The following is a 17569-nucleotide window of genomic DNA, read 5'->3' as shown; positions in this document are numbered from 1 at the left end:
GAGGACCAGGCGATCGAAAGCAGTCGCCAGCCAACGCACCGGCAAGAATCCTTGCGAGCCGAGAGAGACCCACATGCCGAAGAAAGTTCTGGCTGTATTCGGGACCCGCCCTGAGGCCATCAAAATGGCACCGCTGATTCATCGGCTCAGGGAGTCGGGCAGTTTCGACCTGCGGGTCTGCGTGACCGGCCAGCACCGGCAGATGCTAGACCAGGTACTGCGGCTCTTCGAGATCGCGCCGGACTTCGACCTCAACGTCATCAGCCAGGGTCAGAGCCTGTCCGACATTACGACGCGTGTGCTTTCGGGCGTTCACTCGGTGCTGGATCGCTTCCTGCCCGATGCCATGCTGGTCCATGGCGACACCACCACCACGCTCGCCGCCACGCTCGCCGCGTTCTATCGCAATGTGGCCATCGGACACGTCGAAGCGGGACTGCGCACCGGCAATCTAAGTGCCCCCTGGCCGGAAGAGATGAACCGGCGCGTGACCGACGTGATGGCGTCCTGGCATTTCGCGCCAACGCGGCAGGCACAGGAAACCCTGTTGCGCGAAGGCGTCGATCCGGTCCGCATCAGCCTGACCGGTAACACCGGTATCGATGCCCTGCTCCAGGTCAAGGGCTGGCTGGACGCCGATGCGGACATGCGGTGCCGGCTGGCCGGCCAGTACCCCTTCCTCGACGAATCGCGGCGGCTGGTGCTGGTGACCGGACACCGGCGCGAGAACTTCGGCCCGCCGTTCGAGCGCCTGTTCACGGCGCTGCGCATGCTGGCTGACCGCAATGCGGATATCCAGATCATCTATCCGGTGCACCTCAACCCCCACGTGCAGGAGCCCGTGCACGCGATCCTGAGCGGACACCCGAACATCCACCTGATCGAGCCCCAGGATTACCTGCCTTTCGTGTTCCTGATGTCGCGCGCCTACCTGATCGTCACCGATTCCGGCGGCATTCAGGAAGAGGCGCCGGCCCTGGGCAAGCCGGTCCTGGTGACGCGAGAAACCACCGAGCGGCCCGAAGCGTTGGCCGCCGGCACCGCGCGCCTGGTGGGCACGGACCCGGAACGCCTCATCGCCGCCGCGGAGCGGCTGCTGAACGACCCCGAGGAATACGCCTGCATGTCGCGCGCCCACAACCCGTTCGGCGACGGCCACGCCAGCGAACGCATTGTCGTTGCCTTGCTGGCGGAACGCCCGGACACGTATGCGGAGTGCGGCGATGCGTCGGTCGATGCCGGCGTCGTCAGCCTGTAGCGCAGCACCAAGCTAAACCAGCGGTTCAGCGCAAAAGTTCAACTTCTGTCTGGCCGCTCTATAAGCAGGAGCAAAGGCAATGAGGCTCTCACGTATTGCAGCAGCGGCAACCGCGCTTGCTGTCGCGGGTGTCCTGGCATCGGCACCCGCCGCCCATGCCGCCCTGACCGCGGACGCCGCTGCGGCCGCGGCCGAGACCCCGCTCTATCTCCCCGCGAGTCCGGCGGATCCCGGCGGGCTGCTGGGCTATGACCACAGCTTCCAGATCGACTTTGCGTACGAGGCGGAGAAGGGCAAGAGCAAGGCAACCCTCAAGGCCCTCAAGGATGAGCTGAAGGCGAAGAAGCCCAAGAAGCTAAAGGCCGGAGCCAAGGTGAAGGCGGGCACATACACGCTCGCGCCGGCGCCTGGAGCCGAGCCGGACTGACGGGCTCTGCATGCTCGCGTACGTCGATGCGCCGCAGCGTCTTGCACGCCGAGGCAACTTGTAGTCATCGCGCTGGGAGAAGACCGTGCTCTACCAATCCTATTCACTGCTGCGGCGAAGCAGCGTCCTGGTGCTTCAGCTATGCCTGGCACTGGTGCTCGCTTTGCCGGCAATCTCGCACGCCGCCACCAATCAGATCGCACTGCTGGTGCCGGACGGCTTCTCCCTTCCCGATCCGCGCGTGTCGGCCTGGCTCGACGGGGCCCAGGAAGAAGGCCTGAAGATCACCGTCATCACGGACACCCAGTTCCAGCAAGGCACGACCCCGGCGCAGTTCTCGGGCGTGATCCTGCCGGACCAAGTGCACGTGAAGGCCAGCGATGCGCTGATCGCGGCGCTGGAGACCTACACCAGCCAGGGCGGCAAGCTGATGCTGGTCTACGACTTCGGCGCGCTGACCCCTACCGGCTTCTACGCGCCGCAGAAGAGCCGGCTCAGCAACCTTGCCGGCGTCGACTACGTGCTCTATGACCAGTTGCTCGGCAACATGATCGGCGTCGGGCCAATCACCGCGCTGGGCACCACGCTCAGGACGCTGCAGGTGCCGCCGGGCAAGTCGATGTTGTGGGACGCGAGCACGACGCCTCCCATCGAAGGCATCTCGGGCTACGTCTATGGCTTCCTGATCTATCCGAGCTTCGTCACGCAGGGCACCTATACAGGCTCCGCGCTGATCACGTCGCCCAACTTCGGGCTGGTGGCAGGGCTGCGCAACTTCGGCTCAGGCAGCGTGCTGTTCGTCAACCTGCCGCTCGCCTACCTGAAGGGACAGACCGACGGCATGCTGATGCACGGCTTCCTGCGCTACTTCGGCGGCAACCTGATGAAGACGGCGCGGCTTTCGGCGCAGCCCAAGGCGCGCGGCGGGCTGGTGCTGAACTGGCACTTCTGCGCCGGCGACCAGATCGCGCCTGCGGCGGAAATGAATACCTGGGGCACCTTCGACAGTAGCAATAGCCCGTTCTCCATTTCCGTGACTGCGGGCCCTGACCAGATCAACTTCGGCGACGCCAAGGGCATCAACCTGTCGCAGAACACCGCGGCAAAGAATCTGATGCTGTCCCTGCAATCGAAGGGACACAAGATCGGCAGTCATGGCGGATGGATCCACGACTACTGGGGTGCCAACGCCAGCGAGACCAACCAGTCCACCTTCGAACAGTACCTGGTGATGAACAAGCAGAGCGTCGAAGGCGTGACCGGACGCGCCGCGGTCGAGTACGCCGCGCCGGAAGGCAATACGCCGCAGTGGTCGCTCAACTGGCTCGAAGCCAACGGCAACACCGGCTACTACTTCCTGGGCCACACCGGGATGGCGCCGACGCGCAGCTATCGCAATGGCGTGCTGACGAACAACACCATCCGCGCCTTCCCGGTGATGCCGTTCGGCCAGTACGCGACGTTCGAAGAGTTCGAGGAATTCAACGTGCCCGTGGCCGACATCAACACCTGGTACAAGCAGCTGATCGATTTCGTGGCGAAGAACCGCACCAGCCGGCTGATCTACATGCACCCGGTGGGCGCTATCCAATACCCGAAGACGCTCAACGTCATCTTCAACAAGGCGGACAACGTGAAGGCAAGCGGACTGTTCAGCTGGTACACGATGGATACGCTGGCGCAGTTCAGCCAGCGGCGCCAGCAGACCACCTGGCAGGCCACCGATACCGGCAACGCATGGTCGTTCCAGGCCAGCCACCCGACCGACCTGACCGACATGGCGTGGGTGCTGCCGCGCACCGGCTATGCCCAGCCGGTGGTGACGCAGGGACTCGCCACGGTGACATGGGATTCGGCCAACTGGATCGTGACATCGCAAGGAGGCACCTCGCTGGCATTCGTCGCCGGCAAGCTGTAATGCGCAGGGGCTGGCTGGGGGAGCACGGCCAGCCTCCAAGATGAAAACATAGACGGAGGTCATTGAGCATGCGCCTGGCGTATCGCCTGTTCCTCTCACTGAGCGGGTTGCTGGTCTTCACCATGCCCGCGCCCGATGCGAAGGCCACGGAAACTCCCGTGAGGGGAGAGGCCTTCGTCCGCGGATCCGGAGCCCCCGAAGCCGCCCTCAAACCACTGCCAAGAAAATCCGTAAAGCTTGCTGACTCCGACCCCGGCAGCGCTGCGATGGAAGTTGCGATGGCAAGGCCGGACACGCTGGAAGACGATGGCCGGCGGGAGCCGGCGCTGCGCCCGCGCCCCTGGCCCAAGCCCGCGCCGCCGAAAGCGCCGTTGCACGAGGACGCGCAGGCGATCGTGCCGCCGCTGACGGTCATGCTGTTGCTGATCGTCGGCCTGGTGATCTTCTATGCCGTGCGCCACTACCTGTTCACGCTGAACCGGCTGTTCGGCAGGCAACGCCACCCGTACCTGGACATCGATATCGCAGACTGGCCCACCCTGACCGTGCTGGTCGCGGCGCACAACGAAGAGGCGGTGATCGCCGGTTCGCTGACGTGCCTGCTGCACGCGGACTATCCCGTCGACCGGCTCACCATCATGCCCGTCAACGACCGCTCCTGTGACCGCACGCGCGAGATCATCGACGACTTCGTGCAGCAGTACCCCGGACGCATCACCCCATTTCACCGCACCGGCGGCAAGCCCGGCAAGGCCGCCGCGCTCAAGGATGCGAGCGACGCTGTCGCCAGCGACATCATTGTCGTGTTCGATGCCGACTACCTGCCGCCGGTGGGCCTGCTCAAGCAACTGGTGGCACCGTTCTTCGACCCCGAAGTCGGCGCGACCATGGGCCGCGTGGTGCCGATGAACCTCGGCAGCAACCTGCTGACGCGGCTGCTCGACCTGGAGCGCTCCGGCGGCTACCAGGTGGATCAGCAGGCCCGAATGAACCTGGACCTGGTGCCCCAGTATGGCGGCACCGTCGGCGGCGTCAGGATGCGGGCGCTGCGCAGCGTCGGCGGCTGGCACGACGATGTGCTGGCCGAAGACACCGACCTGACCTACCGGCTGCTGCTGGCCAGCTGGAAGACGGTCTACCAGAACTGGTCGGAGTGCTATGAAGAGGTGCCCGAGACCTGGCCCGTGCGGGTGCGGCAGATCATGCGCTGGACCAAGGGCCACAACCAGGCGCTCTATCGGCACGGCTGGAAGATGGCAGCGTGCCGGCACCACGGGCTGTTCGAGAAGATCGACGGCGTGGCGCTGCTCGGCATCTACATGATGGCGCCGCTGATGCTGTTCGGCTGGCTGCTGGCGATCCTTCTCTTCTATGCCGGCGGCCTGCCGTTGTTCGGTGAAGCCGTGATCCTGTTCGCGCTGATGTCGTACGGGACGCTGGGCAACTTCGCCGCCTTCTTCGAGATCGCTGCGGCCGTGCACCTGGATGGCACCCGCGAACGCATCCGCCTGCTGCCGCTGAATTATTTCGGCTTCCTGGTCAGCATGCTGACCGTGTCGCGCGCCATCATCGGCCAGATCGTTTTCGATTACCTGCTCCGCCGCGAACTGCGGTGGGACAAGACAGCGCGTTATCGACAGAGGAGCTGAGCGTGTGGCCCTTGCTGCTAGGCACTCTCACCATGCTGGTTTTCGCATTGCCGCTACTGCCGGCGGTGCTTGAATGGCGGCGCCGGCGCGACATCCGTCCGCTGGCGATCGATGGCGAACACACGCTGGACGTTGCGGCCGTGGCCGCGGTCTTTCGCGCGATGGTCGAGCGGCAGGACGAGACGTCAGGTCTGCATGGCCTGGCGCACCCGGTCAGCGCCTTGCGGCCTGTCGTCCACGTGACCGGCACGTTCATGCCGACGGCGGCGGAGGCGTTCATCGGCGTCTGCGCGCGCACCATCGTCACCAGCGGATCGCTGGTGCTACCGGACAACTATACGTTCTCCCGCGACATCTACGGCCGGCGCGGGATCTCCACAGGCCGGCTCAATCGCATGCAGGTGCTGCTGTCCGAAGGCGAGATCCTGATGCGCGGCGCCAGCGAGCTGCAGCGCTGGGCACACGCGCGCAGCATCCACGTCGAGCCGCAGTGCCGCTTGCTCGGACCGGTTTCCGCCCTGTATTCGATCCGCCTCGAAGACGAATGCGAGTTCACCTCGGTCAGCGCCGCGGTGATCGGGTTCGGGCCGCGTCACCTTGCCGCGCCGCCCGGCATGGACGCCACCGCCCCGGCGGGGGGAGACTGGGCACATGCCGTCATGGCTCCCGACGAAGCCGCTGACGGCCGCTGGCTGGTAACGCGCGATCTGACGTTTCCCGCTAACACCCTGTATCGCGGCGACCTTGTCGTGCATGGCGACCTGTGGCTCGGCACCGGCGCGCGCATTATCGGCAGCGTCAAGGCAAGTGGCAGCATCTGGCTGGGCGCGCGGGTGCGCATCGACGGCGCACTGATTGCGGCGGGCACCATTTCCGTGGCCCGTGAATGCGTCATCGCCGGCCCGGTGGCTGCCGAGCGCGAGATCGATGTCGGGGCGCGCTGCACGATCGGCGCTGCGGACAAGCGCACTACCCTGGTGGCGCCGGTGCTTCACGTCTGCGCCGGTACCGTGGTTCATGGCGCGGCGTGCGCCCCGGAGGAAGGAAGGGTCGTGTCCGATGGCCTGGTGGCCAGCCCATGACACAGCCCTGCACACCATGAAAACCTTGCTTTCGCTGCTCCTCGTGATTGCCGCATGCGTTCACCAGCCGGCCGGCGCCGCCGAGCTTGTGCTGGCTGACTACCAGCGTCCCGACGGGGCGATCACGACCTACTTTAATGGCGACTCGATCGATCCCTACTTTGCAGCCAAGGCACTGCTGGCCGCGCAAGACGCGGGCATGACCACGAAAACCGCCGCAACCCGCTGGATCGCATGGCTGCTTCCGCGCCAGCTCGCCGACGGCCGCTTCGACCGCTACTGCATGAAGGGCCAGCGCTTCGTCTCCTGCCAGGAGGCTGACGCCGACGACGCGTTGATGGCGGCCTGGATGGAACTGCTGGTCCGTTCCGCGCCGCCCAAGGGCATGCCCCCGGCGTGGCAGGCCAGCTTCGACAAGGCCAGCCGGCACCTGGACACACTGCGCGACCCGGGTTCCGGGGTCTACCTGATCTCGGCGAAGCTACCGGTGGCCCTGCTGATGGACAACGTGGAAGTCTCAAGCGCCTTCAAGGCCGCCAGCGACTATCGCCAGCGCCACGGAGACGCCGTAGGTGCCGCCGGCTGGATGCGCAAGGCCGAACAACTCGACAAGGACATCCTGCGCGTGTTCTGGCGCCCCAACCAGGGCTACCTGGTCAGCACCCAGCCACGCGACCAGGCGGCGTTCTATCCCGACGCCGTAGCGCAGATCTTCCCCATCCTGGCCGATATCAAGCCGGCCAGCCGGCCCCATGCCGCGGCCTACTACTTGTGGATGAAGGAGAACCGCATGGCCTGGCTGCAGATGTCCGAAGTCGATTTCCCCTGGGGGCTGGTGGCCCTGGTAGCCGACAAGATGGGAGACAAGGACGCGATCGCGTGCTGGCGCATACGATCCATCCAGTTCCGCCATGGCAAGCACTGGAATGTCTTGGAGGAGGCACTGTACCTGGCGTTCGAGGCACGCCTAAGTCCGGAGCAGGCGCTGGCGCCACCTTCCCCGGGCATGCGGTGTCGCTGATTTGCATCACGTCCATGCGAAACGCGCCAATACCGAGGGAGGCATTATCGACTGCTCACTGCGAAGCAGTGTATGGTTCAACAGCAGCTTGCGGGCCGGAGGATCCTCGCGGGACCCTCTGTGCGACATCGACACGATCGACAGGATACGCATGGCGAAGCTCTCGGATACCAGAACCCACGGCGCTCGGGCCCTGCCCCTTCTGGGCATGCTGGCACTGCTTGCCGCCACCGATGTCCGCGCCCAGGCAGAAGCCACCGCGCCCAGGACGTTCGCTCCCTTGCTCACCGGTTTCATTGAAGGCGGCCTCGGCCACGCCAACCTCACCGGCGACAATGCCAGCTGGAACGACCAGTACCTGCGAGGCGGGGTCAACTTCACCCCGAAGGACTACGTGACCGGCGAAATCAGCCACCAGAACCACTTCGGGGACCAGGGCACGTTCTTCGGCCTGGGCTACACGCGCACCTTTGACGAGAACTGGTATGGCTTCCTGAGCGCCGGCACCAGCGCGGGCGGCTTCTTCCTGCCCCAGTTCCGAACCGACGGCATGCTGTTCCGCAAACTGCTCGAAAAGAAGAACCTGGTCGTGAGCGCCGGCTTCACCTACTACCGCGCCAAAGAGGTCTATACCGACAAGACCTTGCTGCTCGGCCTGACCTACTATTTCGACGCCCCCTGGATCGTCCAGCTGGGTGCGCGGCTGAACCGCAGCGATCCCGGCAATATCCGCTCCAATCGCGGCATCGTCGCCGTCACCTACGGCCGCGACAAGGACCAGTACATTACCCTGAAATATGACGGCGGCAGCGAAGCCTACCAGCTCACCGGCGCGCAGACCCTGCTGAGCGACTTCAACAGCCATGAGGTCTCGCTGACCTGGCGCAAATGGTTCACCAAACGCTATGGGATAAACCTGCGCGCCATTTACTACGACAACCCCTCCTACACGCGCAAGCAAGCAGAAGTGGGGGTCTTCGCGGAGTTCTAGCCATGACGCACCCTGCCGGGCACACCGCAGCCACACGCGACCAGAGCAACGCTCTTGGCCTGACTATCCTGTGCCTGGCCAGGCATCGTTCGCTGGACCACCTGACCCTGTCCGTCCCCGCACTCGCGGGGGTCCTGCTGGTGCCCGTGGCGTTCAATGTGGCCGAATGGATGCTGCGCGACCATATCAGCGGGATATGGGCAGGAGTGCTGCGCTTCTGGATCGACAAGCTCGGCATGGATGGCGTCGTCATTGAACAATTGACGCGGGTGGCATGGTTCGACTTCAACCTGCCCTACACCAACGTCGTTGCTCCGGTGCCAGACGTACTGACCTGGTCCGTGACGCTGATCGCGACGCTCGCCGTCTGCCTGATGGCGTTGCGGATACGGGACCAGTACCTGCCGCTGCGGTACTTCCTGCTGTTCGCCGTGTTCATTGAGGCCACGGCATTGCTGTTCTTCGCGGTGGCGCCGCAGAGTTTTCCGTACACGGCCAGCAGATATGTGGACAACGGCGTGAAGACCTGCGCCAGCCTTTTGTTTCTGTTGCCGTGGGCGCATGCGCTGGTCTACTACATCTTTGACTTCTCGTGGCCTAAGAAGATCTTCCTGACGCTGCTCACGCTTGTGTTTGTCATGATCGCGGTGCCGATGCAGCTGGCACTGCACGTTTATCTGATGGTGAGCTGTTCGCTGTTGATGATGCCGCTGCTGTCGTTTGTGTTCGGGCCTACGATGCTGGTATTTGGGTGTATTGCCTTGTATGGGTGGGCAATGAGTTGGGAGAGGATTGAGCGCAGCGCGCTTTAGAAGCAGAGGGGGTTGCCGGCATGCAGACGCTACAGCGCCGCCTCTGCGGTCTCGTCCAGCGCTCCTGAGGGGGGTAGACCCCTGAGCGCTGGTGGCAGCATTTCAAGGTGATGCGTTTGATTAACATGGGCAACTTACCACGGAAGTTGCCACAGAAACACCACCGAACTGCCCGGAAAGGCTTATGGGATAAGGCTTTGCGCCTAAGCTGATGGTGCCCGGGGTCGGACTCGAACCGACACGCCTTGCGGCGGGGGATTTTGAGTCCCCTGCGTCTACCTGTTTCACCACCCGGGCAGGGTGTATGGCGCCGGAACCGGTGCCGTGCTGAGCCGGGAATTATGCCGGAAATCCTGGCGTCGGACAACCGGCGCCGGGCACATCAGCGGCCGCGCAAATCCGGTAGCATGGCGCCCAGCCTCTCACACGCCCATCGTCCCGATCACCCCCGACCGCCATGACCAACCAAGCTTCGCTGGCGCGCCTCGCCAGCCTGCCTTCGCAGGACCCCGGCTTTTATGACCGGGAATACAACAACCGCGCCAATGTGCCGGACAACGCAGTGCATATGGCGCGCTGGGCGCAGTGGTCCGCCGGGGTGCGCGCACGCAGCCCCTATCTGGCGGACCTGAGCTATGCCGGCGAGGACTCGCGCCATGCGCAGGGCGAGACGCTGGACTACTTCCCCGCGCAGCGGGCCAACGGGGCGCTGCCGCCGCTGCTGGTCTTCGTGCACGGCGGCTACTACCGGGCGCTGGACAAGCACGACCACAGCTTTGCCGCCAGCGCGCTGCCGGCGCTGGGGGTGGCGGTGGCGGTGGTGAACTACACGCTGGTGCCTGCGGTGACGGTGCCGGAGATCGTGCGGCAGGTGTTGCGCAGCGTCGCCTGGCTGTACCGGCAGGCGGACCGGCTGGGCCATGATCCGGACAAGCTCTTCCTGGCGGGGCATTCCGTCGGCGGCCACCTGGTGGCGATGCTGATGGCCGCACGCTGGCCGCAGCTGGGTGCGGACCTGCCGGCCGACCTGGTCAAGGGCGGGCTGTCGGTCAGCGGGCTATACGACATGGAGCCGCTGCGGCGTGCGGCCTTCCTGCAGCGCGACCTGCGGTTCTCGGAAGACGATGTCGCGCGGCTGTCACCCGCGTATATGCCGCCGGCCAGCGGTGCCCCGCTGGCGATCGCGGTGGGGGAACTCGAGGCCGCCGAATACCATCGCCAGCACGCGCTGATCCGCGCGGCGTGGCCGGCCAAGGTGGCGCATCCGGCCGCGAGCGACCTGGTGCTGCCGGACTGCCATCACTTCAATGTGCTGGACAGCTTTGCCAGCCCGGACGGTGCCCTGACGCGCGCGGTGCTGCGGCTGATGGAGCGCTGAGCGCGCACCGGGCGCAAGGGCGTCAGCCCTCCAGCACGCGCAGCAGCGACGAGGTATCGTCCTTGCCCCAGCCGTTGGCCATCAATGTGCGCAGCTGCGCCGAGGTGGCCTGCATCGCGGGCAGGTCCAGGCCGATTTCTTCGGCGATATCGCGCGCCAGCCCGAAGTCCTTGTCGTGCAGCCGCGCCTCGATGCCGGCGGCGAAGTTGCGCGCCACCATCTTGGGACCCATCAGGTCGAGCATGCGGCTACCGGCCATGCCGGTCGCCATTGCCTCGAACACGCGGCCGGTGTCGACATTCTGCGCGGCGGCAAAACGCATGGCCTCGGCAATGCCTTCGATATTGACCACCTGCGCGATCTGGTTGCACAGCTTGGCAACCTGGCCCGCGCCGTGGTCGCCGATATGGGTGATGGTCTTGCCCAGCAGTCGCAGCAGCGGGCTCACGCGCTCCAGCATCTCGGGCTTGCCGCCGACCATGATGGTCAGCGTGCCCGCCTCGGCGCCCATGGTGCCGCCAGAGACCGGGCAGTCCAGCGCTTCGATGCCGCGCGCGGCCAGCGCCGCGGCGATCTCGCGCGTGACGATCGGCGAGATGGTGCTGTGGTCCACGCAGATTGTGCCCGGCGCCGCGCCGTGGACCACGCCCTGCTCGCCCAGCAGCACTTCGCGCACGTCTTCGGACGAGGTCACGTTGGTGAAGACGACGCTGGCGCCGCGCGCCGCTTCGGCCGGGGTGAAGAAGGGTTCCGCCCCCAGCGCGCGCGCGGCCTCGTCCGCTTCCGGGCGGCGCACGAAGGCGCGCACGGTGTGGCCGGCGGCCAGCAGGTGGCGGACCATGTGCGAGCCCATGGCGCCCAGGCCGATGAAGGCGACGGTGGTGGGGGTGAGAGTGGTGCTCATGCCATGCTTCCTTTCTTGATACGGCGGGCTACTTATCGCCCGCATAGGCGAACTTGCCGTTGCGGATCACCCCCATCACGCGCGAACGCTGGTCGAAGCCCTGGTGGTCTTTCGGGTTCAGGTTCATCACGCCGTTGGGGATGGTGAGATTGGTGGTGGCTTCCAGCGCGTCGCGCATGGCGGCGCGGAATTCGCGCGTGCCGGGCTGGGCGCCGCTCTTCAGCGCGCGGCGGGCGGCGTCGTCCAGCAGCATCCACGCGCCCCAGGCGTCGCCGGCAAACTGCGTGACGCTGTCGGCGCCGTACTTGCTTTCGTAGCGGTTGACGAAGTCCAGCGCCACCTTGCGCACTGGGTGGCTCTCGGGCAGCTGGCGCGCGACCACCACCGGCCCGGTCGGGAAGAGCGTGCCTTCCACATCCTTGCCGCCCATGCGTAGGAAGTCCCAGGTGGCGATGCCGTGGGTCTGGTAGACCTTGCCCTTGTAGCCGCGCTCGCCCAGCGTTTTCTGCGGCAGTACGGACGGCGTGCCGGCGCCGGCAATCAGGATCGCGTCCGGGTTGGCCGCCAGCAGCTTGAGCACTTGCCCGGTCACCGAGGTGTCGTTGCGCGAGAAGCGCTCGTTGGCGACCACCTTGATCTTGCGCACCTCGGCCAGCTTCGAGAATTCGCGCCACCAGCTTTCGCCGTAAGCGTCGGCAAAGCCGATAAAGCCGACGGTCCTGACGCCGTGGTTGCTCATGTACTCGGTCAGCACGGTCGCCATGTGCGAGTCGTTCTGCGGCATCTTGAAGGCCCAGCGGCGCTTGGCGTCGGTCTGCGGCTCGACAATGGAGGCCGAGGCGGCCAGTGCCACCATCGGGGTCTCGCCTTCGGCCACGGCGTCGAGCGCGGCGATGGCGGTGGGGGTGATGTTGGGGCCGACGATCACGTCGACCTTTTCCTCGGAGATCAGCTTGCGCACGTTGCGCACCGCCGCGGCCGGGTCGGTGCCGTCATCCAGGATCACGTAGTGCGCCTTCTGGCCGCCCAGCGTCTGCGGCCACATCAGCACGGTGTTCTTGGAGGGGATGCCGATCGAGGCCGCCGGACCGGTGGTGGACACATCGATGCCGACGCGGATGTCGGCATGCGCGGCGCTGGTGAAGAGCAGGGCGCCGGCCAGCAGCAGGGGGCGCAAGGGCAGTGTCAGCATCGTCTCCTCCGTTCTTATATGTGACGGGAAGGATAGCCGAACTCGGCCGGCGGGGCACGCCTGCGCCCCGCCGCGGCCGTGCTGGTCAGCGCACGCCCAGGCGCCAGAGCGTGGTTACCTCGGCGGAGCGCGCCGCGTGCAGCGGGTCGGCGGCATCCGTCGCACGCGGGTGGCGCGGGCGGATATCGGAGCGGCCCAGCACCTTCAGCCCGGCGGCGTCGATCCAGCCCATCAGTTCCTCGCGCGGGCGCAGGCCGAGATGCTCGGCCAGGTCCGACAGCAGCAGCCAGCCTTCGCCGCCCGGCGCCAGGTGGTCGGCCAGCCCCTGCAAGAAGCCACGCAGCATGGTGCTGTCCGGGTCGTAGACCGCGCGCTCGACCGGCGAGCTGGGCCGGGCCGGCACCCAGGGCGGGTTGCACACCACTAGCGGCGCCCGGCCCTCGGGGAACAGGTCGGCCTGGACGATCTCGACCTCCCGGGCGTAGCCAAGCTGGGCGATGTTCTCTCGCGCGCAAGCCAGCGCGCGCGGGTCCTGGTCGGTGGCGACCACGCGCTGCACGCCGCGGCGGGCCAGCACTGCGGCCAGCACGCCGGTGCCGGTGCCGATATCGAAGGCGAGGGTCTTGGCCGGCAGCGGCTCGGCAGCGACCAGGTCGACATACTCGCCGCGCACCGGCGAGAACACGCCGTACCAGGGGTGGATGCGGTCTTCCAGCGCCGGGATCTCCACGCCCTTCTTGCGCCATTCATAGGCGCCGATCATGCCCAGCAGCTCGCGCATCGACGCCACGTAGGGCTCGCTGGCCGGGCCATAGACCTGATCGCAGGCGTCGCGCACATCCGGCGCGCGGCGCAGCGGCACCTCGTGGCTGGCCTCGAACGGCAGCAGCAGCATGCCCAGCGTGCGGGCGCGCTGCGACTGGGCCAGACGGTGCAGGTTGAAGGCCTCGATTGGCGAAGCGGCCCCGCCCTTGGCCTTGTCCTTGGCTTTCTGGCCGGGGCGGCTGGCCTTCTTGGGCTTGCGCTCGGTGCGGCGGGCCAGCGCGTGCAGCAGCTGGCGCGCGTTCTGGAAGTCGCCTCGCCACAGCAGCGCGGTGCCTTCGCAGGCCAGGCGGTAGGCGGTGTCGGCGCTGGTGGTGTCGTCGGCGATGACCACGCGGCGCGGCGGCGGCAGGCCGGCTTCAGAGCGCCAGGCGGCGCTGCGCTCGACGCCGTCCTCAGTCCAGTGAATGCGGGGCAGGTCGCTCACAGGGCCTCCGGCCGGCAGGGCTTGATGGGCAGCAGATGCATGGTTGGGTTTGCTTCTTATATAGAGAGAGGCGGCGGTGGGGGGCCGACCTCAGAGTTCGTAGGCTTCGTGTTCGCCGGACATGGCCTGCTCAACCAGCTTGCGGTTGAGCGTCGGCGAGAACAGCTCGATGAAGGTGTAGACAAAGCTGCGCAGGTAGGCACCCTGTTTGACGGCCAGGTGCGTCACGTTGCTGCCGAACAGGTGGCCGGCCGGGATGCCGCGCAGGTTGCGGTCGCGCTCGGCATCATAGGCGACGCCGGCGACGATACCCACGCCCAGCCCGATCTCGACATACGTCTTGATCACGTCCGCGTCGATCGCCTCCAGTACGATGTCCGGCTCCAGGTGGCGCAGCGCGAAGGCCTTGTCGATCTTGGTCCGGCCGGCAAAGTTGGCATCGTAGGTGATCAGCGGGTATCCCATCAGGTCTTCCAGCGCCAAGTGCTTCTTGTCCAGCAGCGGATGCTCGGGTGTCGTAATCACCATATGGGTCCACTGGTAGCCCGGCAGCGACACCAGGTTCTTGTCGGCGGAGATGCCTTCGGTCGCGATGCCGATATCGGCCTGGTCGTGCAGCAGCATGTCGGCGATCTGCGCCGGGTTGCCCTGCTGGATCGACAGCCGCACCTTGGGGTAGCGCTTGGTGAACTCGCTGATCACCCGTGGCAGGGCGTAGCGCGCCTGGGTGTGGGTGGTGGCGATGGTGAAGTTGCCCTGGTCCTGTGCCGCATAGTCCATGCCGACGCGCTTCAGGCTTTCCACTTCCTGCAGGATCTTCTCGACCGAGCTCAGGATGCGGCGGCCCGGCTCGGTCAGGCTGCGGATGCGCTTGCCGTGGCGGGTAAAGATATCCACGCCCAGCTCTTCTTCCAGCTCGATGATGGCCTTGGACACGCCGGGTTGTGACGTGTAAAGCGCTTTTGCAGCCTCAGTCAGGTTGTAGTTCTGCCGGACGGCCTCACGCACGAAGCGAAACTGGTGCAGGTTCATATATCTGGGTTCGTATAAACAAACAACTTCTTATTAGTTTGAGGTATGAGGCCAGTTTATTACGATTCTCGAACTTTGTTAATTAATGGCCAGCCCTCCGTGCGTCTTCTCGCAGCAGCCACTTTGTGATGCGAGATCCACGGGCCAGGCCCCACCGAGTCCCCCATGTCTGTTGCCTATACCGTTTCCGGTCTGTTTGTAGGCGTCCTCGTCGGTCTGACCGGGGTGGGTGGGGGCTCGTTGATGACGCCGCTGCTGACGCTGCTGTTCGGCTTCTCGCCGGCCACCGCGGTCGGCACTGACCTGGCCTTCGCGGCCATCACCAAGGGCTTCGGCACCATCGCGCACCGCGCCCACGGCCATGTGCAGTGGCAGGTGGTGCGGCGCTTGTGCATCGGCAGCCTGCCGGCGGCAGTGGCCGCCATCCTGGTGCTGAAGAGCGCCGGCGAGCTCAACGCCCAGTGGCTACATGCGATCCGCCTGACCATCGGCGTGTCGGTGCTGCTGACCGTATTGTCGCTGCTGTTCCGCAAGCAGATGCTGGCCTGGCTGGAACGCAATCCGCGCTTCCAGCTGCACGGCCGCGCCCAGGTCATTGCCACCATCGCCGTCGGCGCCGTGATCGGCGTGCTGGTGACGGTGTCGTCGATCGGCGCCGGCGCCGTTGGCGCCACGCTGATCCTGCTGCTGTACCCCCATATGAAGCCGGCTGAAGTGGCCGGCACCGACATTGCCTACGCCGTCCCGCTGACGGCGCTTGCCGGGCTGGGCCATGTGTGGCTTGGCACGGTCGACTGGAATTTGCTGCTGGCGCTGCTGGTGGGTTCGATCCCCGGCATCTGGCTGGGCGCGCAACTGTCGCGGGCGCTGCCCGAACGGCTGGTGCGTGCCGCACTGGCGACCACGCTGACGCTGGTCGCCATCAAGCTCGTTTCCTGAATTCAACGAATACTGAACGGACCCCGCCATGTATCAGTACGACCAATATGACCAGCGCATCGTCGCCGAGCGCGTCGCCCAGTTCCGTGACCAGGTGCGCCGCCGCCTGTCCGACGAGCTGACCGAGGAAGAATTCCTGCCGCTGCGCCTGCAGAACGGCCTGTACATGCAGCGCCATGCCTACATGCTGCGCGTGGCGATTCCGTACGGCCTGCTGTCGTCGAAGCAGATGCGCAAGTTGGGCCATATCGCGCGCGAGTACGACCGCGGCTATGGCCACTTCTCCACGCGCCAGAACATCCAGTACAACTGGATGGAACTGGAGCGCGTGCCTGACGTGCTGGCCGAGCTGGCCAGCGTCGAGATGCACGCCATCCAGACCTCGGGCAACTGCGTGCGCAACATCACCACCGACCACTTCGCCGGCGTGGCGCCGGACGAGTCGGTGGACCCGCGCGTGCTGGCCGAGCTGCTGCGCCAGTGGAGCACCTTCCAGCCGGAATTCGCCTTCCTGCCGCGCAAATTCAAGATCGCCATCTCGGCCTCGGCCAATGACCGCGCCGTGGTGCAGATGCACGATATCGGCATCTACGCCTACAAGAACGCCGAAGGCGAAACGCGCCTGCGCATCCTGGCCGGCGGCGGCCTGGGCCGCACGCCGATCCTGGGCACGATCATCAAGGACGACCTGCCGTGGCAGCACATGCTGTCCTACGTCGAGTCGGCCATCCGCGTGTACAACCGCTATGGCCGCCGCGACAACAAGTACAAGGCGCGCATCAAGATCCTGGTGAAGGCCATCGGCGCGGACAAGTTCGCGCAGGAAGTCGAGGAAGAGTGGCAGCACAGCAAGGACGGCCCGGCCACGCTGACGCAGGCAGAGTTCGACCGCGTGGCGCAGTACTTCACGCCGCCCGCCTATGAAAAGCTGGCCGATACCGATGCGTCGTACGAGAACCATCTGCTGGAAGACAAGGCCTTTGCGCGCTGGGTCAGCCGCAACGTGCACGGCCACAAGGTGCCGGGCTACGCCGCGGTGACGCTGTCGACCAAGCCGGGCGTGGCCTCGCCCCCGGGGGACGCAACCGACGCGCAGATCGAAGCCGTGGCCGACCTGGCTGACCAGTTCGGCTTCGGCGAGCTGCGCGTGGCGCACGAGCAGAACCTGATCCTGCCAGACGTGAAGAAGCAGGACCTGTACGCGCTGTGGCAACTGGCCAAGAAGGCCGGCCTGGCCACCCCGAATATCGGCCTGCTGACCGACATCATCGCCTGCCCGGGCGGCGATTTCTGCTCGCTGGCCAACGCCAAGTCGATCCCCATCGCGCAGGCGATCCAGGACCGCTTCGACGACCTCGACTACGTCTATGACCTGGGCGAGATCTCGCTGAACATCTCGGGCTGCATCAACGCCTGCGGCCACCACCACGTCGGCAATATCGGCGTGCTGGGCGTCGACAAGGATGGTTCGGAGTGGTACCAGGTCACGCTGGGCGGCGCCCAGGGCAACCAGACCGCGCTGGGCAAGGTGATCGGCCCGTCGTTCAGCGCCGAGGAAATGCCCGAGGTGGTGAGCCGCATCATCGACACCTTCGTGGCCAACCGCATCGAAGACGAACGCTTTATCGAAACCCTGTCCCGCATCGGCATCGCCCCGTTCAAGGAGCGCGTTTATGCCGACAAGCAGCCGCGCGAGCGCGCTGAAGCCTGAGGACCG

The 17569-nt window shown here is 65.9% G+C and carries 15 protein-coding genes and 1 tRNA gene; 11 read left to right on the top strand and 5 right to left on the bottom strand.

Annotated elements, in window-relative coordinates; translation table 11 throughout:
- The first annotated feature begins 73 nt into the window (after window positions 1-73).
- From wecB to CNE_RS14415, 8 genes are all read left to right on the top strand, one after another.
- Window positions 74-1258, top strand: a complete 1185-nt coding sequence (gene wecB, locus CNE_RS14450; RefSeq protein ID WP_013957846.1) for a non-hydrolyzing UDP-N-acetylglucosamine 2-epimerase — start codon at window positions 74-76, stop codon at window positions 1256-1258.
- 79 nt (window positions 1259-1337) lie between these two features.
- Window positions 1338-1685, top strand: a complete 348-nt coding sequence (locus CNE_RS14445; protein WP_013957845.1) for a hypothetical protein — start codon at window positions 1338-1340, stop codon at window positions 1683-1685.
- 130 nt (window positions 1686-1815) lie between these two features.
- Window positions 1816-3603, top strand: coding sequence for a polysaccharide deacetylase family protein (locus CNE_RS14440; protein ID WP_238553087.1), 1788 nt, complete (start codon window positions 1816-1818; stop codon window positions 3601-3603).
- A gap of 122 nt (window positions 3604-3725) precedes the next feature.
- Complete coding sequence (locus CNE_RS14435; protein ID WP_404997192.1) at window positions 3726-5252, top strand: glycosyltransferase; 1527 nt, start codon at window positions 3726-3728, stop codon at window positions 5250-5252.
- A gap of 32 nt (window positions 5253-5284) precedes the next feature.
- Entirely contained in the window at window positions 5285-6334 is a 1050-nt protein-coding gene (locus tag CNE_RS14430) for a bactofilin family protein (RefSeq protein WP_041228094.1), read from the top strand.
- 16 nt (window positions 6335-6350) lie between these two features.
- On the top strand, window positions 6351-7355 hold the full coding sequence (locus CNE_RS14425) for a glucosidase family protein (protein ID WP_041228455.1): 1005 nt from the start codon (window positions 6351-6353) through the stop codon (window positions 7353-7355).
- Window positions 7356-7506: 151 nt separating this feature from the next.
- A complete protein-coding gene (locus tag CNE_RS14420; protein ID WP_013957840.1) occupies window positions 7507-8346 on the top strand; it encodes a YaiO family outer membrane beta-barrel protein in 840 nt (279 codons plus the stop codon).
- Window positions 8347-8348: 2 nt separating this feature from the next.
- A complete protein-coding gene (locus CNE_RS14415; RefSeq protein ID WP_013957839.1) occupies window positions 8349-9158 on the top strand; it encodes a hypothetical protein in 810 nt (269 codons plus the stop codon).
- Between the two features lie 212 nt (window positions 9159-9370).
- Here the strand turns inward: CNE_RS14415 and CNE_RS14410 are convergent.
- Window positions 9371-9455, bottom strand: a tRNA-Leu gene (locus CNE_RS14410).
- A 160-nt stretch (window positions 9456-9615) separates the two neighbouring features.
- Between CNE_RS14410 and CNE_RS14405 the strand changes: the two genes are divergently transcribed.
- Window positions 9616-10536 carry an alpha/beta hydrolase gene (locus CNE_RS14405; protein WP_013957838.1) on the top strand — a complete coding sequence of 307 codons (921 nt, stop codon included), beginning with the start codon at window positions 9616-9618 and terminating at the stop codon, window positions 10534-10536.
- A 22-nt stretch (window positions 10537-10558) separates the two neighbouring features.
- Here CNE_RS14405 and CNE_RS14400 read toward each other — a convergent pair whose 3' ends face one another.
- The 4 genes from CNE_RS14400 to CNE_RS14385 all read right to left on the bottom strand — a co-directional run bounded on the left by CNE_RS14400 (window position 10559) and on the right by CNE_RS14385 (window position 14913).
- The gene (locus CNE_RS14400) at window positions 10559-11485 is read right to left on the bottom strand and encodes an NAD(P)-dependent oxidoreductase (protein WP_269148697.1); all 927 of its coding nucleotides are present in this window, start codon (window positions 11483-11485) and stop codon (window positions 10559-10561) included.
- Window positions 11469-12632 carry an ABC transporter substrate-binding protein gene (locus tag CNE_RS14395; RefSeq protein ID WP_013957836.1) on the bottom strand — a complete coding sequence of 388 codons (1164 nt, stop codon included), beginning with the start codon at window positions 12630-12632 and terminating at the stop codon, window positions 11469-11471. The genes CNE_RS14400 and CNE_RS14395 overlap by 17 nt, the downstream gene beginning before the upstream one ends.
- 85 nt (window positions 12633-12717) lie before the next feature.
- A complete protein-coding gene (locus CNE_RS14390) occupies window positions 12718-13881 on the bottom strand; it encodes a methyltransferase (protein ID WP_013957835.1) in 1164 nt (387 codons plus the stop codon).
- Between the two features lie 90 nt (window positions 13882-13971).
- Window positions 13972-14913 (bottom strand): CysB family HTH-type transcriptional regulator, encoded by a 942-nt coding sequence (locus CNE_RS14385; protein ID WP_013957834.1) that lies wholly within the window; start codon window positions 14911-14913, stop codon window positions 13972-13974.
- 165 nt (window positions 14914-15078) lie between these two features.
- On the opposite strand from CNE_RS14385, the gene CNE_RS14380 reads away from it, so the two are divergent.
- Window positions 15079-15852: a sulfite exporter TauE/SafE family protein gene (locus CNE_RS14380; RefSeq protein WP_013957833.1), complete on the top strand. Its 774-nt coding sequence runs from the start codon at window positions 15079-15081 to the stop codon at window positions 15850-15852.
- Between the two features lie 28 nt (window positions 15853-15880).
- Window positions 15881-17563: a nitrite/sulfite reductase gene (locus tag CNE_RS14375; protein WP_013957832.1), complete on the top strand. Its 1683-nt coding sequence runs from the start codon at window positions 15881-15883 to the stop codon at window positions 17561-17563.
- The last annotated feature ends 6 nt before the right edge of the window (window positions 17564-17569 follow it).

Origin of the sequence: Cupriavidus necator N-1 (assembly GCF_000219215.1) — a bacterium.
Taxonomy (GTDB): Bacteria; Pseudomonadota; Gammaproteobacteria; order Burkholderiales; family Burkholderiaceae; genus Cupriavidus; species Cupriavidus necator.
Note: the sequence above shows the minus strand (reverse complement) of the source record. Positions and strands in the feature narration are given on the sequence as shown.